A 21,725-nucleotide genomic window follows, 5' to 3' on the forward strand; every position below is an offset into this window, starting at 1 on the left:
GTTTAGTGTAAAGACTTAAAAAAAACCGATTGGTGATCGGGCAATACCGTCGGATGGAAAATAGCGATCAAATCTTTTAAAACCAAATCGGGCCGCTGGGGCGCCAATTCGTAAAAAAGTAACCCTCCCGTTGGTCCTTTGGCTATTGCATTCGAAAATACCTTTTCATTTTTAAAGGCGTCAAACCAACCATAATGCCGGTTGGCGGCCTTCATTTCGGAGTAGGAGGTATGCATGGAGGGGTTCAACCAAAATTCGGCATTTGTACCTCGTTCCAAAACGTTTTCTACACTTAATGGAATGCTACCCGTTTCCTTGGTTTCGCGCCATAGGTAATTGGTATTGGCATCGTTTAGAAAGGCTGCCATCCAACTTTTTCCACCGGCCACGTACCAAACATCTTTATAGAGACCACCGCTAAGTACCGTTGGTGTTTTTTTGACATTTTTGACCATATTTTTCGCTTGTTCGTAGTTTGTTTCAATTTCGCGAAAGAGACTGTCGGCAGTTTTTTCGGTATCAAAAAAGGCAGCAAAAAACTTGATCCATTCGGCTTTTCCCAATGGCGTTCGCTCCGTCCAATCCCCATTGTACACGACAGGTATACGAGCCCGCTGCAAAGTGTTGTACCCTTTGTTTTGGTCGTTGATCCCAAAACCGATGACTACATCAGGTTTCAGTGCCAAGGTCATTTCGGGGTTAAGGGTTTCGTTGTTACCCAAATCTTTTATCGTGCCCTTGTCGATTAAAGACCGGGCCTTTTTAGAGGAAACAAAATCCGTATTGGGAAACCCTACCAAATGATCAAGAACATTTAAGGCGTCCAGGGCCGGGATATGGGTGGTCGACGTAACCACGATTCGATCTACCGGCGTGTATATGATGGCATCGTAAGCGTCGGCGTTCAAAGTGATGTGTGCCATCTTACTTTTTGGGACCAACGCATACGTATAAGTGTCCTCCGCATTGGGCCAAGGGGAATTTACTTTTAATAGCGTTACTCCGGTGGCCATTTTTTCCATTGTAAAGCCTTTGGCATGATCTATAGCAGTTTTGCTATGTTTTTTTACAGCTTTTAATGGACTTGTTTTTACCTCATTTTTGCAGGAATGACAGATAGCGGTAAGGGCAAATAAAAAAATAATCGAGAATATCCGTTTACTCCTTTTCATGGGTCATTTTATTTGAAGTCCTTTTTCAATATTAAAAGTAGCGTCTTTGTAAGACAAATGAACGACATGGCCGTAATTAAGTTGAATTGCAAAGGAATCTTTTAACGGAATTTTCTTAATGTATGCGAGTAACGCCCGTATTGGTCCGGCGTGGGACACAATTATCAAAGATTTTTGAGCGGGTAGAATACGCTCGTTCAAAAAAGAGACCATTCTTTTTTGTAAGGTAACATAGGATTCTCCACTAGGTGCCGGAAGGGTAACAAAATCGTTCATCCAAGGGGTTATTTCTTCCGAGGGAATGTGGTCCCAAGCTTTCATTTCCCATTGCCCAAAATTGAGTTCCATCAAACGGGCGTCCTCCACAACCGCTTCGTCAAAAGTATTCGCTAGTTTTTTACATCGCTTTAAGGGACTACTGAATACTTGCATGCCTTCAGCAAACGATATTTTTTTGTGAACCGCTTTATATTCTGTTTCAAAACTATCGGTAACATCCAAATTGGTCTGGCCATAGCAAATACCTTTGTCAATTGCGGGAGTGGTATGTCGGACTAAATAAATTTCCATAATACAATAACGCTAAGATAAAATACAAGTTCTGAGAGTTGTTGTACGGCTCCTGCGCAGTCTCCGGTTTGCCCACCTATCCATTTGCCGAATTTCTGCCCAAGGTATAATTTTGATAGATACATGGGGATCAGTAGCAAAAACACCCAACCTGTTTGAAAAAAAAGAAGTGGCAAACAACCGAAAAAACAGGATATCAGCAATAGGGTGACCGTAAGGTTTTGCGCTGCGGGCTTTGCTTTGCTTTCGTCCTCTTCACGAACGTATGGGTGCGTGAAAATAAGGGTTGTTGCAATGAACCTACTAGCCGAATGGCCCGCAACCAATACAAAAGGTACCAATGGAGTGGAAATTTGACAAAGGGCCAAGAATTTCAGCGCTAGGACCATTGTAATCCCTATGACACCATAGGTGCCCAAACGGGAATCTTTCATGATTACCAGTATTTTTTCTTTTGTCCACCCCCCACCAAAACCGTCGCATACATCGGCAAAGCCATCCTCGTGAAAGGCTCCTGTGGTATAAATGGTAGCGACCATACTCAATAATAGGGCAATTTCTTTGGACCAGATCATAGATGAACCATAGAAAACCAGCGCACCAATACTTCCGACAATCGTTCCTACAAGGGGGAAATACTTGGCACTTTTTTGCAGATAGCCCGGATCATGGGTAATCCATTTTGGGCATGGAATTCTGGTGAAAAACATAAGTGCGGTAAAAAAAATGTCGATTTCCTTTTTCATATACTGCTCACTTTTGCTTGCTCAAAACTGGCCATGTCGTTTAAAAAGCCCGTTGCGCATTGTACCAAAGGAAATGCCAAGGCTGCCCCTGTACCTTCTCCCGAACGTAATTGCAGGTTCAATAAGGGTTTCCTTTTAAGGAACCCCAATAGTTTTGAGTGTCCCTGTTCTCCTGAAGAATGGGCAAAAATACAATAGTCCAAAATATTTTTTTCCGTTGCATGTGCGGCCAATAGTGCGGCACTTACTATAAAACCATCTACGATAATGGTACAATGTAGAGCAGCGGCTTTTAATAGGGCCCCCGTCATCATAGCGATTTCAAAACCGCCAAAGGTTGCCAATGCTTCCATTGGTTCGTTGGGTCGGTGCTTTTCAATCGCTTTTTGGAGTTGTTGTGTCTTCTGTAAAATACCTTTTTTGGAAAGACCCGTGCCCGCACCTACACATTCTTTGATATCCATTTTTGTATAGTAACTCATAAGAAGTGCCGCCGCACTGGTGTTACCTATTCCCATTTCGCCAAAACCAATGGTATTGCATCCTTCTGCATGCAACTGGGTCATGATGTCCGCGCCCTTTTGAATAGCTTGCTTGCATTGTGCCAAAGTCATTGCCATTTGTGTGAGGTAATTTTTTGTTCCGAACGCTATTTTGGCATCGATCAGTCCCGTTGTATTTGAAAAGGAATGGTTTACACCCGCATCTACGACCCGAAGCGCAAGGTTGTTTTGTTTACAAAAAACGTTTATCGCGGCTCCGCCTTCTAAAAAGTTATAGACCATTTGAGCAGTGACAGCCTGGGGAAAGGGATTCACTTTGCCTTCTTTTGCAATGCCATGGTCCCCGGCAAAAATCAATATGCTGGGGTTTTCTATCCTTGGTGTAACGGTGTTTTGGATCAGTCCGATTTGTAACGCAAGCTTTTCCAGTACTCCCAAAGAGCCGGATGGCTTGGTTTTTTGATCTATTTTATGTTGTAGCTTCTGCTCAAGAGATCGGTTCAACGGTGAAATATTAAACTCCATATGAGGCCTATTTTTTGATTGTTACCGGTATTCCCGATACCATTAAAATTGCTTTTTCAGCATAATTTGCAATGTACTGGTTCATCCAACCTTGCACTTCCGTAAATTTTCTTCCTACAGCCGTTTCGGCATGGACTCCCATTCCTATCTCGTTGGATATGATTATGGTAGTGGCGTTAATATCAAGTAGTTTTTTAAATTCTTTCTTTGCTTGTTCCAGTGTTTTTTCCACATCATTTTTGGTGTCCGAAAAAAAATTGGTGAGCCAAAGCGTAACACAATCGATTACTACCGTTTCTCCTTCATGGATAACCTTTGAAAGTACTTTTTCTTCCGTAACGGATAGCCACCGCTCGCCTCTTTCGGCAATGTGCCGATCAATTCGGGCCTTATGGTCATTGTCCCAAATTCTTGAGGTGGCAACATATTTGGGTTTTGAACAAAGTTGAAGGGCCAATTCTTGCGCATACCTGCTTTTTCCCGAGCGTTCCCCTCCGGTAATGTAATACATCATATCGGGTTGTTTTTTTACGGGCCCAATATTAGACATTTTTTTAGGAGCAAAAACAATGTTGAAGTAGTTCTGCAAAAAAGAAGTACATTTGCTCCGAATTTTGGTTTCCATCGGTTTTCGTGATGGAATTAAAAGGGAATCCGGTGTAAATCCGGAGCTGTTCCCGCAACTGTAAGCTTTGTTTGCATAAAGGCAAATGTTTGTTACCAGCTACAAGACCACTGTCTATTTCAACTGGATGGGAAGGTGGGTAACGAAACGCAAGTCAGGAGACCTGCCGAATTCGGAACTAAAAACTATAGACTTTCGGGTAAAAGGTCTTTTGTGTATGAAAACAATATTCACTATTCTGGTGCTATTTGGTGGCGCCGTATCTCTTTTTGGACAAAATAATGAGGTCATCGTTCTCGATGAGGTCATTTTGGCCGATGTGAGGTTGCGACAGTTTTCCGATGGTATAAAAACCTTGACGCTAAACGACTCCGTTGCGCGCCGTAATTCCGGTACGTTTACCGATAACCTACGGTTTAACACCAACCTTTATTTTAAGGAGTACGGGTATGGAATGACTTCCACGGTCGCCTTCCGGGGTACGGGAGCGTCACAGACCGCGGTAGTTTGGAACGGAATCAACATCAATTCGCAAATGAGCGGCCAAACCGATTTCAACACCTTACTTTCGCAATCCGTCAATGAAGTTGTTGTACGTAGCGGTGGTGGCAGCACACAATATGGTACCGGGGCCATTGGCGGTAGCGTACATTTGAATTCCGTACTCAAGTTTGAAGAACACACATCGCACAACGTAAATATGGGTTATGGTGCCTTTGATACCCGCTCCCTTTTCTACAATACTTCTTTAGGAAATACAAAAAGTGCTTTTAAGATAGGGGTAGGATATTTTGGTTCTGAAAACGACTACAAGTATTTGGGGACCGAGCGTAGCAATGAGAACGGTGCCTTTGACAACACCGCGATCGATCTTTCTTATGGTCTGGTGTTGGGAAAGACGAATATCATTCAGGCGTACCATCAAAGTTTTTTGGGTGACCGTAACTTTTCGAGCACGTTAACGGCTCCTTCCAATGACCGCTATCGAGATTACAATTCCAGGTCGTTGTTGGAATGGGTCAATTTCGGAAGCAAGACCGTACAACGGGTAAAGGCAGCGCATTTATACGAACGCTACCGGTATTATCCGAACAATGCGGTGGAAGACTTTAGCACTGGGAAAGCATCGACCGCACTCTTCAATTATGATTTGAAGTATCGTTTTAAAAAAGTGGTAATAAACGGAATTTCGGAGTTTCAATATATCGATGCCGAAGGATCCTCCATACGTTCCGAAAACCGACAAATACTCACAGGCATGCTATTGGTACGGCATATTCCAAGCGAAAAGTTTCGGTATGGGGTGAATCTTCGGAAAGATTGGGTAAGTGGTTATGACAGTCCGCTGCTGTTTTCAGCTAACGGAAGCTATGATATTACAAAGGCCTACACCGTGAGCTTTCAGGCATCAAAAAACTTCAGGATTCCAACGTTCAACGATTTGTACTGGCAGGGTGCCGGGGCCGGTGGTAATTCCGATTTGGTTCCGGAAACGGCATTGCAAGGAGAGCTCGGACAATCCTTACGGTTCAAGAATGTTCTCTTTCAACTGAACGGATATTACATCGCCACCAAGGACCTCATACAATGGCGGCCTGATTTGGCCGGGGTATGGACACCGGTCAATGTTAACGAAACGGAGCAGTTCGGTTTTGAACTGGAATCGCAATGGAATAAAAAAATGACATGGGCACAGGTATCCGTAAATGGGGCGTACGCCTTTACCAAATCATTGGATGCGGAAACGGGAAACCAATTGTTATACGTACCCTTGCATACGGCTAGGGCCAATATTGCCCTGGTAAAAGGGAAATGGACCACCTATTATCAAACGCTTTACAATGGCGAGGTGTTTACCACTACGGATAACAAACAGACATTATCGGATTATGTTATCGGCAATTGGGGGTTGGAGTATGAGCTGCCAAAGTTCTTGGATATGACGGTAACCGCGGCTTGTAAGATAAATAATATTGCCAATGTCGAATACCAAAATATAGCGTTCAGGCCCATGCCGAACCGAAACCTGCACTTTCAACTTAACTTTAATTTTTAACAAATGAACTTTAGAAAAATTGTATTGGCCTTGGCCTTAGGGGGAATCATCATCGCCTGTGAAAACGATGATAACAATGATCCGGTAATGGCCCAAGGAGATTTTGAAAATGGTATTCTCGTCACCAATGAAGGCCCGTTCAATAATGGTACCGGAACGGTGTCCTTTATATCGGAAGCCTTGGACACGGTGGGGAATGCCATTTACAACAGCGTAAACGGTTCCGATCTTGGGAACATCGTACAGTCTATCGGTTTTTCCGGCAACAAGGCCTACATCGTCGCCAATGTCTCCAACACCATTACCGTAGTCGACCGCTATACTTTTGAGGAATTGGCCGTGATCGATACGGGCTTGGATAACCCCAGGTATTTTGTTGCCGTAAATGGAACAGGTTACGTAACCAATTGGGGAGACGGTATGGACGAGACCGACGATTTTATTGCATTGGTAGACTTGGAAAGTAATACAATAACGGGAAGTATTCCCGTTCCTTTTGGTCCCGAGGACATTTTGGCCAGTGGCAGCACCGTGTATGTAGCACACCAAGGCGCTTTTGGTTTTAATGATAAAATTTCCGTAATCGATGCAGATACCGATGCCGTATCCGATACCATAACCGTAGGGGCGGTGCCGAACTCCATGCAATTGGATGCTGCAGGAGACCTTTGGGTGCTCTCGGCCGGAAAGCCCAATTTTTCTGGAGAAGAAACCGCTGGAAGGTTGCAGAAGATTGCGGTACAAACCGCTACGGTGACCACAACCTTCGATTTTGAAGTAACGGAACACCCCAATCACTTAAGTTTGGACGGTAGTACCTTGTATTATAGTTTGGACGGAAACGTTTTTGGATTGGATACGGACGCCACCGCCCTGCCCGCGGAAAGCGATTTTTCCGGTTTAAGTATTTATGGAATGACAACGAATAGGGGCAGGTTGTATACTACGGATGCCAAGGACTTCGCCAGTAACGGTGATTTAAACATTTTCTCATTGGACACCAAATCCGAAATCGGGTCGTTTGAGGTCGGTATTATTCCGGGTGGTGTCTACTTTAATGAATAGCGTTGCCTGTTTCAGTTGGTCCTAAATTAATTTTTTATGCTAAAGGTTTGTTCATTTCTACCCGCCGTTACCCAAATGATATACGATATGGGGTTGCAGGAACACCTTTACGGCGTTACGTTCGAATGTCCCCAGGTAGCACTTCTTGAAAAGAACGTGGTCGTTCGCTGTGTTTTGGAGGGTGGAGCATATAGCAGCCGTGAAATAGATAGGCTTTTCTCTGAAAGTAAGCGTACGGGGAAAAGCCTGTATTATGTGGAAGAACAACTGATGGAAGAACTCGCTCCCGACCTAATCTTTACCCAGGACGTTTGCGATGTATGCCAAATAGATACTGCAGCTACGTCGGCAGCAATTGCGCATTTGAAAAAAAGACCGCTTTTGATTTCGATAACGCCGAATACATTGGAGGATGTATTTGATAACGCTTTGACCATTGCTACCGCAATTGGAAAAAAAGCGATCGGTATGGCCTATGTGGAGCGGTTAAAGCAACGAATGTCCGTTGTTACCACACGATTAAAGAAGTATAAGGTAAAGACAAAACGCATTTCACTTTTAGAGTGGATCGATCCCTTGTTCAATTGTGGGCATTGGATTCCCGATCAAATCGCCGCTGCCGGCGGTGTCGATTTGTTGTCGAACCCATCTGGCAACAGCACTGTTTTGCAATGGGAAGATTTGACGGCATACGACCCGGAAATTATTGGTGTCGCTCCCTGTGGATTTACTGTAGAAAGAACCTTAAAAGAAATCCGGCTGCTTACGGATAGAACTGGTTGGGTCACGCTTTCGGCAGTGCGATCAAATGCGGTCTATAGCATCGATTTTGATTTGTTTACACAATCTTCGGCCAGTACTTTGGTCGATGGAATAGAACTATTGGCGGCATTATTTCACCCGGAGGCCATACCTTTTCCAAAACGTTTGGTACATAAGATAAAGCGCTTATCAGGAGTGGCGTTATTGGAATGAAGTTCGTTTTATACCATTTCTGGTATTATGTGGTAACAAAAAGCGAACTGTTATGAAATATCATATCAAAAAAAATGGTGATCACTAACAATAGTGATCACCATTTCTATATTAAGTAATGTTCCTATTCGGAAGGCCGCATTGCCGCAGGCAATCTTTTAACATACATGTTGTCCTTGGTGGGGCCGTTCATCTTAGACGTACTGAAATCGTTGATTGGCATTCTGGGTGTGGTTCGTCCACTTTTGGCCGAAACTCCGCTGATTGCGTCCAAAGCCGCCTTTAACAAGGGCTCGTTTTCATCACCTAAAACTCCGAGATCGTCAATTTCTTCTTCCAAAACAATATCGGGAATCAGACCGCTGGTATAATCAAAGAAGCCGTCGGCGTTCGCACTTCGTCCGATAAGCGGTTGAATGGCCCATTGGTTGTCCGGGTTAATTTCGTTTTCGCGTTCCGGGTTATAAATGTAGGGGCCAAAGTTACTGTTCACATCATCGACCATCGTTGTTGAGAATTCATTTTTTCCCCTTGTAGTATCGCCCACATGAATAACGTCCATATAAGGAACCAAGCTATTGATGACCAATTCACTGGCAGAAGCCGAACTACGGAGGGCAATCACATAAACTTGGCTAAGGTTTAAGCTATTCAATGCTTGGCCTTCCACATTATCTTGAAAATAACGGTTTACATCCACATTTTCCGCTGTTAAAAAAGCATTGTACTTGTCGTTGTAAATAGACTTGGAGAATACCCGGTCCGTGGAATTATCATAGATCATACTGGCCAAACGTTGGGATGTAAGAACACTACCACCGGGATTGTACCGAAGGTCGAGGACCAAATCGGTAATCCCTTCACTCTTAAAACGGCCAAAAACCTCGTTCAACGCCGTATCAAATTCATCTAAAAATTGATTATACACCAAATAACCGATGCGTCGCCCATTTTGTTCAATGATTTTTTCCATTAAAATCGGTTGGGACTGAAAACCGGCCTGTTTGGTAAGAGTCACCTCTTCATCGGTAGGGGTAATCGTATTGTTGCTGATGGTAGCCAAATTAAGGGTATACGTTGAATTGTCCCCAAAAAGAAGACCAATATAGTTGTCTAAGGTAAGCGCTTGTCCATCAACACCTGTAAAGAGATCTCCACGTGCTATATTTTTACCAGCGGCATCGGAATTTGGTTCTATATACTGTACATAACCAAAAAGGTCGTTCCCGGTATTGAAGCGAACAAGGCCGAACTCTAATCCATTACTGCTCGATACCCCCGACAAACTCTGGGTCAACTCTTTATAATTGCTGGAGTAGAAGGTGAAACGGTCTTCTGCAAAGCGTAATTTGTTATCGAACAATGCTCCAGGATCGCTCTCCGAAGCCAAAAAGTCCGTATAGTCTTCCGTTGTCGTAAATGCATCATCGGCCAAATTGGGAACATCTTGTTGCCAGAAATACCATAAATTGGTGGCTTTCCATATAAAATCCTGTGAAACAACATTGACCGTATCCAAGGGTTCCTGTCCCGTAGGTTCGGGTGTGTCAGGCCCATCATCATTGTTACAAGCGGTAAATAATAGTCCCGTAATAAGGGCAAAAGACAAAAACTTTCTCATATTCAATTCATTTTTTAATGTTCGGGTATCTTCCCGGATAGATACGTAATAAGAGGGCGGTGTAGATTTCCATTCCTAGAATGGATAACAACCATTACGATGAAAACCCTACCGAATATCAATTTAATTTTGAAATAGCACTAACAAATAATTCCATATCTATACAGGCCATTTCAAAGTTAAAGTGATATGGAATTCGGGTTTTTAATGCAACATAAACCGCTTTACCATGTTTAATATTAGTGTTAACAGGGGCAAAATACTTACTTCAAAAAGAATAAAAAATTTTTTGTAACAAAATTCGATGTTCTTCGTCTTCCTTATGTGAATTGCTAACAACGGTTTAAAAACAACCCGACCATAATGCAACAGTCAGAATTTTTGAATGTAGTAATGCCCTTTAAGGATAAGTTGTTCCGGTTGGCGAAAAGGCTATTGGTTTCCACACAAGAGGCCGAGGACGCTACCCAGGAGATTCTGTTAAAGTTATGGTCTAAAAAAAAGGTGATGGACTCTTATAATAATGTAGAGGCATTCGCGATGACCATGACCAAGAATTTCTGTTTGGATCGGTTGAAATCCAAACAGGCGAACAACCTAAAGTTGGTCCATAGCAATTATGCGGAGGAGAATTCGGGACTACAAAAGCAGTTGGAAGCAAAGGATAGTGTGGGTTGGGTACAACGGATCATGGAGGAACTGCCAGAGCAACAAAAACTGGTTTTGCAGTTACGCGACGTAGAGGAATATGATTTTGATGAAATTTCCCAAATGTTGGATATGCAGCCTACGGCGGTACGTGTAGCATTATCTAGGGCAAGAAAAGCGGTAAGAGAAAAATTAGTACAAAAACATCGATATGGAATCGGCTAAAATAGAAGAATTATTAGAGAAGTATTTTGAAGCTACCGCTACGGTGGCGGAAGAAGAAATCTTGAGGAAGTATTTCAATCAAGAAAGTGTGGCAACACATCTAAAGACGTACGCCCCAATGTTTCAATATTTTTCGAGCGCCAAGAACGAGCGGTTTACGAAACAGATCCCATTAAAACCTAGAAAAAATTATTTGAAATGGGCCGCTGTAGCAGCAGTAACGATACTTGCCATTGGTGTTTACATGAACTGGTCTTCAGGGACCGGCACCGAAGATCCCTGGGAAGGGCAATATACCCAAGCAGAAATTGAATCTGCACAGGAAGCATTGGCCATGTTGGGGATGAACTTTCAAAAGGGTACGGAACAGTTGTACCACTTGGAAAAATTTGAAGAAACCACGAATAAATTTTTAATCAAAGAATAAAAAATCATGAAAAGAATAGCAGTTATCATCCTTTTGACCATAGCACCCCTATTTTCTTATGGTCAGGACATTTTCGATAAATATGAAGATGACGACAAGGTCACCTTTGTGGCAATGCAGCCCAAAATGTTTCAAATGCTCGGTAAAATGAGTGTTAGCTCCGATGATCCCGAGGCAAAAGAATTTTTCAAATTGGTCAACTCCATTACCAGTTTTAAGGTAATCACAACGGAGGACGGTGCCATTTCGAAGGATGTCGGCACTTGGGTGACAAAACGTTTAAAAAGTTCGGCCTTTGAGGAATTGATGCGGGTACGCGATGGGGACTCCAATGTAAAGTTTTATGTGAAGGAAGGGAAAGACGATGATCACGTAAAAGAGTTATTGATGTTCGTTACGGGTATCAAGGAACAGAACATTGAAATAAACGGTAAAAAAATGGAAACGGTATTGTTGTCCCTTACCGGTGATATCGATCTCAGAAGTATTTCCAAGTTGACGCAAAAAATGAACCTTCCCGGTGGAGACCAACTGGGCAAGGCCGGCGATGGCAACTGATCATTGTCGTTTACAGTCCGAACCGCGTTCGAATTTAATCACGGCTCGCGCGGATTTAAAGAAAAATTAGTACACTTTTAATATTCATCAATCAACGGAAATGGAGCTATCACGTTCGATTTCAAAAACAGTAATCATGAAAAAATACATCACATTATTTGCATTGGCAGTCTTACCGATTTTGGGATATTCCCAGTCTATTTTTGACAAATATGAAGAAATGGACCATGTTGCGGCCATCAGTATCAACAAGGGCCTAATCGATTTGGTCAGTGCCGTAGATATCGACGGCGATGAGGATGCCAAGGAATTTGTAGAAATGGCAAAGGGCCTAAACGGAATAAAGGTGTTCGTAACGGAGGATAAACGAGTTTCGGCAGATATGGCTACCTCCGTTAAAAAACATCTTCGTAACGCGAAGTTGGAGGAGTTGATGCGCATCAAAGATCGCGATACTAACGTAAAGTTCTATGTGAAGGAGGGCAGGGACGACAATCACGTTGCTGAACTTTTGATGTTCGTTTCCGGTTTTGAACATACGGACATCGACATTAACGGTAGAAAATTGGAAACCGTTCTGGTAACGGTGACCGGAGATATCGATCTGCGAAAAATAGCGACCTTAACGGAGAAAATGAACCTACCGGATGAGCTTAATAAGGCAGGTGAGCGATAGTAGTACCAACCCATTAAAAGAAAGGTCATGAAAATATTGAAATTAATCGCTGTCATCGCATTACCGCTTGTATTGCTTTCGGCATGTTCCAGCACACAAAGTTTACAGGAGTACTTTGTTGATAGCTCCGAAAATCCGAACTTTCTTTCCGCAGACCTGCCCGTAAGTTTGCTGAACTTGGAGAAAGTCGATTTGAATGCGGAAGAGAAGGATGCGTTGGCCTCGTTGCAAAAGTTGAATGTTTTGGCATTCAAAAAGGCAGCGGACAATGCTATGGAATATGACGTGGAAAAGAAAAAGGTAAAGGCCATATTAAAACGGGACAAATTTAACGAGTTGATGCGGATGAACACTTCCTATGGCAAGGCGACCATTAAATACCTAGGAGAGAACGATGCAATCGATGAGGTCATCATCTATGGTGATAACAAGGAAAAAGGGTTCTTACTGGTTCGGGTTTTGGGCGATGATATGAATCCGGCTCACATCATGCAATTTATTAAAGCGATCCAGAAGTCCGACTACAAAGGAGAAGGGCTAGGTGAATTAGGCGAATTTATAAGGGGCTGAACCAGTTCTAATACTATTTTTGCTTTAAAATTGCCCAAATAAAAAACCGTCATTTTTTGGCTTAGACGAAAAAGAAAAATCAGGCATAGCAGTAGCTACGGTTGTTTTTTATTTTGAAGTATAAACGGAAAAGGGCAATTTTTAATGGGTAGTTTTAAGGTAGAAATGGTATAAAGTATAAAAGCATATCCCGTTTCGTTTTAGCGAAACGGGATTTTTCATTTTATACCCTACACGGAAAAGAACAGTTTTTAATGGGTAACTTAACATTAGAAATAGTGTTAATTGTAACTTCAGCATATTGGTTTAAAGCTCATCACCTAACTATTAATTTTTTACACACGAATGCTTATCTTGCGTTGATAACTATAAACATAAATTAATTTTAAACACTAAAGTATGGAAGACGCACAAGTATGGATTGACAAAGGCATTGCTTTTGCCGCTGATTATGGCCCAAAAATTATTGGAGCGATACTCATTTACATTATCGGTTCCTGGGTAATTAAAAAATTGGTAGGGCTGTTACGAAAGGGAATGCTAGCCAAAGAGTATGACGAATCCCTTCAAAAATTCTTATTGAACCTTGTTTCCTGGGCCCTGAAAATCTTTTTGATCATTATGGTCATTTCCAAATTGGGGGTAGAAACGACCAGTTTTGCCGCTATAATCGCCGCTGCCGGTCTTGCCATTGGATTGGCCTTGCAAGGGTCCTTGTCCAACTTTGCCGGTGGGGTATTGTTGATCCTGTTCAAGCCTTACAAAATTGGGGATTTAATAGAAGCGCAGGGTGTACTTGGTGTGGTAAAGGAAATTGAGATTTTCACTACCAAACTGGTGTCCCCCGATAACAAATTACTCATTGTACCCAATGGGGCAATGGCCAATGGGAATATTACCAATTATACGGCCGAGGGCAAGATTAGGGTAGATACCGTAATCGGGGTCGCCTATGAAGAAGATATCAAAAAAGTCAAAGAAGTATTGATGGAAGTTTTGACGTCGAATCCACAAGTATTAAAGGACCCTGCACCTTCGGTAAACGTATTGGAACTTGCCGACAGTTCGGTAAATTTCGCGGTCAGGCCGTTCGCCAAACCGGAGCATTACTGGGATGTATATTTCGCAACCTACGAAGGTTGTAAAATAGCGCTTGATAACGCAGGCATCGAAATTCCTTACCCACACGAAGTGGAGGTCGTGAAAACGGTCAAATAGGAACCATCTATATAAATAGGATAAACCCCGGCCAAATTGGCCGGGGTTCTTTTTTGGGTATGATGAGGCCGAGAATAGTTTTGTGGTTTTATACGGAGCCCCGTTACGGCGATAACGGTTTGGGTATGGTTTGTTGCTTGTGTTAATACTTGACTTTTCAGCTTAACAATAGCATAATTAAAATTACCTAGCTTTGGTTAACATTGAAAAGCGATAAACTATAGGACACTTTCTTGGTTGCAGTTTTTTAAAAACTTCTAACTGCTCTTACATTATTTTCATATCTTTTTATACCTACATCATACGTTGCCTGATTTCCATCATCAAAAGATTGTAGCCAAGCTGCTTCAAAGCCATAATCATCGTATGAGCTTTGGTCTTCAAATTCTGTTGAACTCCAATACCAATCGTTACTGAAATTTCCAAATCCGTTGACTTTTAAATTGGTATACAATAAATTTAATTCATCTTTACTTGGTAAATACCATTCATCATTGCCATTTAAACTATAAGTGTAGCAAATTTCAGCTGCAATATTAGTTGTTGAACAAGTATTAACGATTGCAATAGTGTTTTGTAAGCCAAAACCAATAGATGAGTCTTGAGCATCCGCAATATTTGTCCCTTCGCAACCCCATTCGGCATTCGCGCTTTGGTCAATAGGTGCGGAAATCATTCCGCTACAGTCTGTCGTATTTAAATAAAATATCAAGCCTCCTTGATAGGACAGACCATAAAGTTGATTTAATAAAGAATTATCGCTTTGATATATTTCGCAAGGTGTTTCTCCATTATCAAGCCTTGTCTGTAAATCTTGCTCATTCACATCATTAAGATTAATCGTAATATTGACTGATGCAAAAACTCCGTTATTATGAACAGATACATTAGCTTCTATAGGGTTATTCCCTTCATAATTAAAGGCATTACTATTTGCTATTTTTAACTCACCTGTATTTGAATCTATAGTTAGTGCATTAGGCACCGATTGACTACTTATATGGTAGTCAATTATTCCGTGGGTTGTAGAAGCATCAATAAACCCTATCAAAGTTCCTTCCTGGGGATTTTCATCAATGTCAATAGTGAAATTTGAAACTGTTAGGATAGGATCTGGAATATCTGTTAATGTAATCACGATATCAGCAGTATACTCAATATCATTTGCAGTAACATTTACAAAACAATTAAGTTCTGAATTTGTCTCATAATCAAAACTTGAAGAGTTTAAAACAATCACCTCTCCAGTTTCTCGAATAATATGAAGACCAGAATTTGCTGCACTAGAGCATCCGATGCTGCCAAGAGAAAAAACTAAATCGTTTTGGTCTGTTTGAACTTCAATGAATCCTAAAGACTGATTTTTATTTGGATGTTCATCCATTGTAATAATGAAATCATTAACAACTAACTCTTGAACATCAATTAACAAAATGGTAAAATTGGCGGTTTCAAAAATATCTCCATTTTCAACTCTTACTATTCCTGTAATCGTTGGATTAGTTTCAAAATCAAATAAACTTTCTGTCAACACAGTAAATTCTCCAGTAGATGAATTGATAGCAATGGCGTTATCGGGTGATTGTTCGATAATTGAATATGTCAAATCACCTTGATTTGTAGAAGCATCAATAGTTCCTAATGATAATCCAGAATTTGGATTTTCATCTATTGTTATTGATAAATCAGATACTGTAATAGTTATTTCGATTGTTTCTTCATCACTTTCAGCACAGGAAAAAAGTAATCCCATTATGATAAAATAGAGGATTTTTAAATTTTTCATTTTCGTTTTCGTTTTTAAATCTGGTTTTCGACTCAAAATTATAACCAACTTGTAGCCACAAAGGTCTAACACCAATTTTCAATGACTTTTCCCGAGTACTGGACCTAAAAATTGAACCTTTCGGAAGTTGCACAGAACCTACTTTAATACGACCAATCTTAAATACCGGTGTAGTTTTCCGGGGTAATCTGTTTCAATTCCCGCTTTATTTCGTCGGAAACCTCGAGGGTGTCGATAAAAGTTGATATCGACTCCTTGTTAATGGTAGTATTGGTACGTGTTAGCCCTTTAAGCGCTTCATAGGGGTTCGGATACCCTTCGCGTCGCAGAATTGTCTGTATCGCTTCCGCGGCCACCGCCCAATTGTCCTCTAAATCTTTTCTGATTTTTGTTTCGTTCAATAACAGTTTGTGCAGTCCTTTTAAGGTCGCCTGAAAAGCGATTGCCGTGTGTGCAAAGGGAACACCTACATTGCGCAACACCGTACTATCGGTCAGATCGCGTTGTAGACGGGACACTGGCAGTTTGGCAGATAAGTGTTCGAAGAGGGCGTTGGCGATGCCAAGGTTGCCTTCCGAATTTTCAAAATCGATAGGATTCACCTTATGGGGCATGGCAGAGGAGCCCACTTCTCCTTTTTTGATTTTTTGTTTAAAGTAATCCATGGATACGTAGGTCCAAAAGTCCCTATCAAGGTCCAGAACGATCGTATTGATCCGTTTTAAGGTATCGAACAAAGCCGCCATATGGTCATAATGTTCTATTTGCGTGGTGGGAAAAGAATGGTGAAGTCCCAACTTTTCTTGAACGAACTGTTTTCCAAAGGCTTTCCAGTCGATATCGGGATATGCCACAAAATGGGCATTAAAATTTCCTGTAGCACCTCCAAATTTGGCGGCACTGGGAATGTCGTTCAATAAATTGAACTGTTCCTGCAAGCGTACCACGAACACCTCTATTTCCTTGCCCAATCGGGTAGGGGAGGCGGGTTGCCCATGGGTCCTCGCCAATAATGGAATGTTTTCCCATTCCTTTACTAACTGCTTTAAGGCATTCAAAAGCTCAAAATACAAGGGTACGTACACCTCGTTCATAGCCTCTTTTATAGAAAGTGGAATGGAAGTGTTATTGATATCCTGTGAGGTAAGCCCAAAATGGATAAACTCCTTAAAAGCGGAAAGTTCCAGCGCATCGAACTTTTCTTTTATAAAGTATTCCACCGCTTTTACATCGTGGTTGGTTATTTTTTCGATATCCTTTATGGCCGTGGCATCCGCTTCGGTAAATTCTTCATAAATGGCACGCAGGGCATCGAACTTCCGGCTATCGAATGCCGTCAACTGTGGCAGCGGTACTTCGCATAGGGCTATAAAGTATTCTATCTCGACACGAACACGATACTTGATCAACGCCTGTTCGGAAAAAAAGGGTGCTAGGTTACCCGATTTGTTTCGGTATCTTCCATCAATGGGCGAAATGGCATTTAAAGCGGTCAGTGACATAGGTTCGAGATTACTTTTTAGATTTAAAGTGGCAAATATACCGATATGAAAGGTAGCTTAAAAGCGAAAATGCACCATACTTTTCGGCATGCAAAGCTTTGGGAGGCTTGAGGCGACCAACGAAGTAAAGGTATAATTCGCGGGGGCAAGTGTGGTCCGTTCAAGACCGGGTCCGTTTTAGTTTTGCGAACACCTGTCGGGAACGCGCCTTGTAGGCCGCGCTCCCGGTGTGGTAGTTTTTCTCTAAAATAAGTAGCAATTCGGGATGTATCCAATCGAACTCTTCCCCTAAATGCAGCAAACATATCATTGCATACGCTTGCGGGGCTACCTTTTGCTCGCTGATCAGCCAATCGAAACAGGCGGTCGTAATTTTTTCTCGATGTGTTTTTTTTAAAACCTCCTGTACCGCGTTCTTTTCCTTAGCGAAGTACGCGATGATCAAGTGCTCACAAATCTTTGCGATAGGCCGTACGGAAGAGTCCAGATGCACCGACCCCAAATTATCCGTGAATACCTTTATGTATGGGAAAAGGAGTTCGATATCTGTTTTTAACGTAAAATCCAGCACCCAACAGGCCCTAGAGGAGACAGGACTTTGGTTCTCATAGGCAATTTCCAAAAGTTTGGGTATCCAACTAGGATTTTGGCGTAAGAATGCGACCACTGTTTTCCGTTTCGCTCTGGAATGGTCCACATAATCTAATATTTCGTAAAGGTTTTTTTGAGACAAAATGCTCCTCTTTTTACCGCAGCGCGATAAAAATACTAAAAAAGGGTGTGGTTGCGCTCCTTTACCATAAGCGTGAGTTTGAAAAGCTATTCCATTGATAGGGCATTACCATTTAGTCCATGTTGGACAAAGCTTACGCAACGCCTGGTCGAGACCGTTTATGAAGAACTCATGCGGGGTTCTATGTTCAAAAGCAAAAAGGAAGTATGTTCAGGAGACTTTTTTTATTAAATCGTTTACAAGATCGGGAACGCCGGACACCGCCGTTTTGGGAATGATATGAAGGTTGTTGAAATCCCCTTCCGAAATGGCCGGTTTGGGGTCTACGAAATATATGGGCGTGCCGGTTTTTGCGTAATCGACCAATCCCGCTGCCGGATACACCTGCATGGAGGTACCGATGATCAAAACAATATCGGCCGTCTTCACTTCTTTCACGGCATTTTCCATTTGCGGTACCATTTCCCCGAACCACACAATGTGTGGGCGTAATTGGTTCCCACCCGGGCATTTATCCCCTAGAAACAGATCTTTCGTCCAATCGAGGATTGTTTTTTCGTCGGTAGTGCTCCTGACCTTTAAAAGTTCACCATGCAAATGAATGACGTTGGTACTCCCAGCGCGCTCGTGTAGGTCGTCAACATTTTGAGTGACTATGGATACGTTATAGTGGGACGCTAGTAACGTTAATGCGATATGTGCCGCATTTGGGGCCACCGTTAACAATTGTTTTCGGCGTTGATTATAAAAGTCCAGTACCAGTTCGGGATTTCTTTCAAAACCTTGGGGCGATGCTACCTCCATCACGTCATGACCTTCCCACAATCCATTGGAATCCCGAAACGTACGGATTCCGCTTTCGGCACTTATTCCCGCTCCGGTAAGCACAACAATCTTTTTTTTCATATAATTTCCGTAATCTATTTTCAATAAGGCCGCCAGCTATCAAAACATCGGGTACGCTGCGTTTCGGATCGACGGTCGGCGATGCCACTGTTCTAAAATAGTGTTTTTTGTATTTTAGTTGTATGGGGAACGACGATTTACTTGCATATTTGGAAGGTTTTATCAGTACCGAACGAAAGCAACGGTTTGAAACCGTTCTGGAAAAACGGACCAAGTACATTACCGTTGCCATGGAGGACGTTTTTCAATTGCACAATACCAGTGCCGTTATCAGGAGCTGTGAGGTTTTTGGGATTCAGGAGGCGCATGTTATCGAAGGCCGATTTGGAAAGCGGTTGGATAAGAACATTGCCATGGGCGCTGAAAAATGGGTAGATGTCCACCGTTACCCAGAGGCAGCTACTTGTATAGGGCATTTAAAAGATTCGGGATATCAGATTATTGCGACCACGCCACATAACGATTCCTGCTTGTTGGCCGATTTTGAAATCACCCAAAAAACGGCCTTGTTTTTTGGAACGGAAAAAGAGGGGTTGAGCGAGGGAGTACTCCAACGGGCAGATGGGTTTTTAAAAATACCGATGGCGGGTTTTACCGAGAGCTTAAACATTTCGGTGTCCGCCGCAATTATTTTACAACGGTTAACGGGAAAATTAAGGGAAACGGACCTGCCATGGCAGCTATCCCAATCAGAAAAACGGGAAAAGAGACTGGATTGGACCAAAAAATCCATAAAGAGCATTACCGATATCATGGCCCGTTATCACCTTCGTGAATAACAGTGTTTTAGAGTTGTATGCTCTTGTACCGTACATTTCCGGGGTTCTCTAGGCCGTTATTCCTATTTCACGGATTATTCGGCCAATTCCAAGAGGGCGATGTCGCTGGGGTTGTCCAAAATGACTTTCCCATTTTTTACGACTACCTCGGTTTCCGAATAGGTGTCGAACAAGGTTGTTCCATCACCAAAAAAACCTTTCACCCAAAGCGATTTTTTACCGGCCGGTAAATCCAGCCCTACGACTACCTTATCCTTAAAATCACCGTTTACGTAGGTACGACTGAATACATAGGGCGATTTTGCCAAACGTTTATGCTTTCCAGCGCCCACGGCAGGGTGGTTTCTTCTAAATTGTCCGAGTTTTTGCCAGTGTTTATGAATTTTTTGCGTTTCCGGTAAACTATCCAGGTCGGACCAATTCATAAAAGAGCGTAGGGTGGCATCACCTTCCGCACCTTCAATGGTCAAACTTCGAGAAGTTTCGTCCCCATAATATACCTGTGATGTACCTGGCGTCAAAAGAAGCACGTTGGCCGATTTATACGGATTTTTGCGTTCCTTGTCGAAAGGTGCACCATCGTCATGGGAGGTCAGGTAATTCACTACCCCTTTGCCTTGAAATTCGGTGGTCAACAGTTCATTATACTTACTAAAAATAGCGTCATAGGGTTTTTGTGCATCGTATTTCAATTCAAAATTGATGAGGCTATGGAACCCATAATCAAAATAGTCTACTTTTTTATCACCGAAATCAAAATCGCGTCCACCGGATAGGCCATAATTATAGACTTCGCCTACCATATAGAAAGGGTTGTCGTCCAAAATAGCGTCCGGATTCCTTTTCTTCCAAGTATCGAAGGCATGGGAAGCTTCTTTGTATAGTTCGCTCCAAGCGGTTTCGCTCGCATGTTTTACGGTATCCACACGAAAACCGTCTATTCCGAGATCGTTCACATAATCGGCCAACCATTTGATAATGTAAAATCGGGGCGCCCTTGGGTACCCGGTCCGTTCAAAAAACAATTGCAGTTCATCCAATTCATTGCTCAGTCGGCCCTCTTCTTTCCATTTGGCCAAGAGTGCATCCGGCAACTCAACGGCAGTGTCGGATTCGGTCAAAATATCGGGAAGGTTCTCTACCAACGTACAGGCCGTGGTATTTTCATAGGTGGTAAAGGCGCATGGTGGTTCCGTACGTACCCATTCCGCTGGCCAAACCGCATCGACATCGGTTACCGGCCCGGTGTGGTTCAACACCACGTCCATAAGAATGCGTATTCCATTGTCATGGGCCGTACCTACCAGTTTTTCCAGTTCCTTTTTTGTTCCAAAATTGGGATCGAGTGCGGTCCAATCCTTTGTCCAATACCCATGATACCCATAGGTATTACCGGTTCCTTCGTTGGTGGCACCATGTATTTGTTCGACAACGGGCGTAAACCAAATGGCATTGATACCCAGGTCCGTAAAATATCCCGATTCAATTTTTTTGGTAATCCCTTCAATATCGCCACCCATAAATCCCCTTAAAACTGCGGTAGAATCCGTTCGTTCAAAGTTGATATCGTTTTCGGGGTTCGCGTTATTAAAGCGATCGGTGAGCAAAAAATAAATGTTCGCCGCATCCCAATCAAAAGGGACTTTTTTCGCTTCCTTCACAGGAATGGTGTCGGTAGTCTTAGCAAGGGTAACAGGTGGCGCTTTTTTTTCCTCCTTACAGGCGATAATCAAAAAAAGAAGGGAAACGGCAATGAGAGTCTTGGTCATAAATTACGCTTTGTTCTGGAATTTGGGGTGCACGCGGATAACATGATACCCGTATTTTGTCTAAAGCTAT

At 42.5% G+C, this 21,725-nt stretch carries 21 protein-coding genes and 1 riboswitch; of the genes, 10 read left to right on the top strand and 11 right to left on the bottom strand.

The genetic code is table 11. From position 1 onward, the window contains the following. Window positions 1–2: 2 nt before the first annotated feature. From ACRD7P_RS09915 to ACRD7P_RS09935, 5 genes are read right to left on the bottom strand one after another with little or no spacing between them, the layout of a single operon-like run. Window positions 3–1,172: an ABC transporter substrate-binding protein gene (locus ACRD7P_RS09915; protein ID WP_430907400.1), complete on the bottom strand. Its 1,170-nt coding sequence runs from the start codon at window positions 1,170–1,172 to the stop codon at window positions 3–5. Between the two features lie 3 nt (window positions 1,173–1,175). Next, the gene (gene cobC, locus ACRD7P_RS09920; protein WP_430907401.1) at window positions 1,176–1,742 is read right to left on the bottom strand and encodes an alpha-ribazole phosphatase; all 567 of its coding nucleotides are present in this window, start codon (window positions 1,740–1,742) and stop codon (window positions 1,176–1,178) included. Further along, complete coding sequence (locus ACRD7P_RS09925; protein WP_430907402.1) at window positions 1,727–2,488, bottom strand: adenosylcobinamide-GDP ribazoletransferase; 762 nt, start codon at window positions 2,486–2,488, stop codon at window positions 1,727–1,729. The genes cobC and ACRD7P_RS09925 overlap by 16 nt, the downstream gene beginning before the upstream one ends. Beyond that, window positions 2,485–3,516 carry a nicotinate-nucleotide--dimethylbenzimidazole phosphoribosyltransferase gene (gene cobT, locus ACRD7P_RS09930; protein ID WP_430907403.1) on the bottom strand — a complete coding sequence of 344 codons (1,032 nt, stop codon included), beginning with the start codon at window positions 3,514–3,516 and terminating at the stop codon, window positions 2,485–2,487. The genes ACRD7P_RS09925 and cobT overlap by 4 nt, the downstream gene beginning before the upstream one ends. A 7-nt stretch (window positions 3,517–3,523) precedes the next feature. Then, a complete protein-coding gene (locus ACRD7P_RS09935; RefSeq protein ID WP_430907404.1) occupies window positions 3,524–4,030 on the bottom strand; it encodes a bifunctional adenosylcobinamide kinase/adenosylcobinamide-phosphate guanylyltransferase in 507 nt (168 codons plus the stop codon). An 83-nt stretch (window positions 4,031–4,113) separates the two neighbouring features. Next, window positions 4,114–4,326, top strand: a riboswitch (cobalamin riboswitch). A 32-nt stretch (window positions 4,327–4,358) separates the two neighbouring features. Between ACRD7P_RS09935 and ACRD7P_RS09940 the strand changes: the two genes are divergently transcribed. Genes ACRD7P_RS09940 through ACRD7P_RS09950 form a run of 3 tightly spaced genes read left to right on the top strand, consistent with a single transcriptional unit; the run spans window position 4,359 to window position 8,237 of the window. Then, window positions 4,359–6,197 (top strand): TonB-dependent receptor plug domain-containing protein, encoded by a 1,839-nt coding sequence (locus ACRD7P_RS09940; RefSeq protein WP_430907405.1) that lies wholly within the window; start codon window positions 4,359–4,361, stop codon window positions 6,195–6,197. A 3-nt stretch (window positions 6,198–6,200) separates the two neighbouring features. After that, window positions 6,201–7,262, top strand: coding sequence for a YncE family protein (locus ACRD7P_RS09945; RefSeq protein WP_430907406.1), 1,062 nt, complete (start codon window positions 6,201–6,203; stop codon window positions 7,260–7,262). Window positions 7,263–7,298: 36 nt separating this feature from the next. Beyond that, a complete protein-coding gene (locus ACRD7P_RS09950; protein WP_430907407.1) occupies window positions 7,299–8,237 on the top strand; it encodes an ABC transporter substrate-binding protein in 939 nt (312 codons plus the stop codon). A gap of 124 nt (window positions 8,238–8,361) precedes the next feature. Here ACRD7P_RS09950 and ACRD7P_RS09955 read toward each other — a convergent pair whose 3' ends face one another. After that, the gene (locus ACRD7P_RS09955) at window positions 8,362–9,858 is read right to left on the bottom strand and encodes a S41 family peptidase (protein ID WP_430907409.1); all 1,497 of its coding nucleotides are present in this window, start codon (window positions 9,856–9,858) and stop codon (window positions 8,362–8,364) included. 363 nt (window positions 9,859–10,221) lie between these two features. On the opposite strand from ACRD7P_RS09955, the gene ACRD7P_RS09960 reads away from it, so the two are divergent. From ACRD7P_RS09960 to ACRD7P_RS09985, 6 genes are all read left to right on the top strand, one after another. Continuing rightward, a complete protein-coding gene (locus ACRD7P_RS09960; protein ID WP_430907410.1) occupies window positions 10,222–10,731 on the top strand; it encodes an RNA polymerase sigma factor in 510 nt (169 codons plus the stop codon). Continuing rightward, window positions 10,718–11,158 (top strand): hypothetical protein, encoded by a 441-nt coding sequence (locus tag ACRD7P_RS09965; protein ID WP_430907411.1) that lies wholly within the window; start codon window positions 10,718–10,720, stop codon window positions 11,156–11,158. Before ACRD7P_RS09960 ends, ACRD7P_RS09965 begins: the two co-directional genes overlap by 14 nt. Window positions 11,159–11,164: 6 nt before the next feature. Then, the gene (locus tag ACRD7P_RS09970; protein ID WP_430907412.1) at window positions 11,165–11,716 is read left to right on the top strand and encodes a DUF4252 domain-containing protein; all 552 of its coding nucleotides are present in this window, start codon (window positions 11,165–11,167) and stop codon (window positions 11,714–11,716) included. 136 nt (window positions 11,717–11,852) lie between these two features. Further along, on the top strand, window positions 11,853–12,392 hold the full coding sequence (locus ACRD7P_RS09975; RefSeq protein ID WP_430907413.1) for a DUF4252 domain-containing protein: 540 nt from the start codon (window positions 11,853–11,855) through the stop codon (window positions 12,390–12,392). Window positions 12,393–12,419: 27 nt separating this feature from the next. Next, window positions 12,420–12,962 (top strand): DUF4252 domain-containing protein, encoded by a 543-nt coding sequence (locus tag ACRD7P_RS09980; protein WP_430907414.1) that lies wholly within the window; start codon window positions 12,420–12,422, stop codon window positions 12,960–12,962. 399 nt (window positions 12,963–13,361) lie between these two features. Beyond that, window positions 13,362–14,180, top strand: coding sequence for a mechanosensitive ion channel family protein (locus ACRD7P_RS09985; protein ID WP_430907415.1), 819 nt, complete (start codon window positions 13,362–13,364; stop codon window positions 14,178–14,180). A 247-nt stretch (window positions 14,181–14,427) separates the two neighbouring features. Here ACRD7P_RS09985 and ACRD7P_RS09990 read toward each other — a convergent pair whose 3' ends face one another. The 4 genes from ACRD7P_RS09990 to ACRD7P_RS10005 all read right to left on the bottom strand — a co-directional run bounded on the left by ACRD7P_RS09990 (window position 14,428) and on the right by ACRD7P_RS10005 (window position 19,107). After that, window positions 14,428–15,966 carry a DUF1566 domain-containing protein gene (locus ACRD7P_RS09990; protein WP_430907416.1) on the bottom strand — a complete coding sequence of 513 codons (1,539 nt, stop codon included), beginning with the start codon at window positions 15,964–15,966 and terminating at the stop codon, window positions 14,428–14,430. Between the two features lie 158 nt (window positions 15,967–16,124). Continuing rightward, window positions 16,125–17,468 carry an adenylosuccinate lyase gene (gene purB / locus ACRD7P_RS09995; RefSeq protein WP_430907417.1) on the bottom strand — a complete coding sequence of 448 codons (1,344 nt, stop codon included), beginning with the start codon at window positions 17,466–17,468 and terminating at the stop codon, window positions 16,125–16,127. A 160-nt stretch (window positions 17,469–17,628) separates the two neighbouring features. Beyond that, a complete protein-coding gene (locus ACRD7P_RS10000; RefSeq protein ID WP_430907418.1) occupies window positions 17,629–18,201 on the bottom strand; it encodes an adenylosuccinate lyase in 573 nt (190 codons plus the stop codon). Window positions 18,202–18,411: 210 nt separating this feature from the next. Continuing rightward, on the bottom strand, window positions 18,412–19,107 hold the full coding sequence (locus ACRD7P_RS10005; protein WP_430907419.1) for an SIR2 family NAD-dependent protein deacylase: 696 nt from the start codon (window positions 19,105–19,107) through the stop codon (window positions 18,412–18,414). Window positions 19,108–19,229: 122 nt separating this feature from the next. On the opposite strand from ACRD7P_RS10005, the gene ACRD7P_RS10010 reads away from it, so the two are divergent. After that, window positions 19,230–19,886, top strand: coding sequence for a TrmH family RNA methyltransferase (locus ACRD7P_RS10010; RefSeq protein WP_430907442.1), 657 nt, complete (start codon window positions 19,230–19,232; stop codon window positions 19,884–19,886). Between the two features lie 74 nt (window positions 19,887–19,960). Here ACRD7P_RS10010 and ACRD7P_RS10015 read toward each other — a convergent pair whose 3' ends face one another. Further along, window positions 19,961–21,655 carry an alpha-amylase family glycosyl hydrolase gene (locus tag ACRD7P_RS10015; protein ID WP_430907420.1) on the bottom strand — a complete coding sequence of 565 codons (1,695 nt, stop codon included), beginning with the start codon at window positions 21,653–21,655 and terminating at the stop codon, window positions 19,961–19,963. Between the last annotated feature and the right edge of the window lie 70 nt (window positions 21,656–21,725).

The sequence above is a fragment of the Maribacter sp. 2-571 genome (assembly GCF_050589625.1).
GTDB lineage: Bacteria > Bacteroidota > Bacteroidia > Flavobacteriales > Flavobacteriaceae > Pelagihabitans.

Coding starts and splice junctions, on each gene's coding strand:
- ACRD7P_RS09955 (WP_430907409.1), bottom strand. CDS start 9,858: ATGAGAAAGTTTTTGTCTTTTGCCCTTATTACGGGACTATTATTTACC.
- ACRD7P_RS09940 (WP_430907405.1), top strand. CDS start 4,359: ATGAAAACAATATTCACTATTCTGGTGCTATTTGGTGGCGCCGTATCT.
- ACRD7P_RS09970 (WP_430907412.1), top strand. CDS start 11,165: ATGAAAAGAATAGCAGTTATCATCCTTTTGACCATAGCACCCCTATTT.
- ACRD7P_RS09975 (WP_430907413.1), top strand. CDS start 11,853: ATGAAAAAATACATCACATTATTTGCATTGGCAGTCTTACCGATTTTG.
- ACRD7P_RS09945 (WP_430907406.1), top strand. CDS start 6,201: ATGAACTTTAGAAAAATTGTATTGGCCTTGGCCTTAGGGGGAATCATC.
- ACRD7P_RS09985 (WP_430907415.1), top strand. CDS start 13,362: ATGGAAGACGCACAAGTATGGATTGACAAAGGCATTGCTTTTGCCGCT.
- ACRD7P_RS09925 (WP_430907402.1), bottom strand. CDS start 2,488: ATGAAAAAGGAAATCGACATTTTTTTTACCGCACTTATGTTTTTCACC.
- ACRD7P_RS09990 (WP_430907416.1), bottom strand. CDS start 15,966: ATGAAAAATTTAAAAATCCTCTATTTTATCATAATGGGATTACTTTTT.
- cobT (WP_430907403.1), bottom strand. CDS start 3,516: ATGGAGTTTAATATTTCACCGTTGAACCGATCTCTTGAGCAGAAGCTA.
- ACRD7P_RS10005 (WP_430907419.1), bottom strand. CDS start 19,107: ATGAAAAAAAAGATTGTTGTGCTTACCGGAGCGGGAATAAGTGCCGAA.
- ACRD7P_RS09965 (WP_430907411.1), top strand. CDS start 10,718: ATGGAATCGGCTAAAATAGAAGAATTATTAGAGAAGTATTTTGAAGCT.
- purB (WP_430907417.1), bottom strand. CDS start 17,468: ATGTCACTGACCGCTTTAAATGCCATTTCGCCCATTGATGGAAGATAC.
- ACRD7P_RS09935 (WP_430907404.1), bottom strand. CDS start 4,030: ATGATGTATTACATTACCGGAGGGGAACGCTCGGGAAAAAGCAGGTAT.
- ACRD7P_RS09980 (WP_430907414.1), top strand. CDS start 12,420: ATGAAAATATTGAAATTAATCGCTGTCATCGCATTACCGCTTGTATTG.
- cobC (WP_430907401.1), bottom strand. CDS start 1,742: ATGGAAATTTATTTAGTCCGACATACCACTCCCGCAATTGACAAAGGT.
- ACRD7P_RS10015 (WP_430907420.1), bottom strand. CDS start 21,655: ATGACCAAGACTCTCATTGCCGTTTCCCTTCTTTTTTTGATTATCGCC.
- ACRD7P_RS09950 (WP_430907407.1), top strand. CDS start 7,299: ATGCTAAAGGTTTGTTCATTTCTACCCGCCGTTACCCAAATGATATAC.
- ACRD7P_RS09960 (WP_430907410.1), top strand. CDS start 10,222: ATGCAACAGTCAGAATTTTTGAATGTAGTAATGCCCTTTAAGGATAAG.
- ACRD7P_RS10010 (WP_430907442.1), top strand. CDS start 19,230: ATGGGGAACGACGATTTACTTGCATATTTGGAAGGTTTTATCAGTACC.
- ACRD7P_RS09915 (WP_430907400.1), bottom strand. CDS start 1,172: ATGAAAAGGAGTAAACGGATATTCTCGATTATTTTTTTATTTGCCCTT.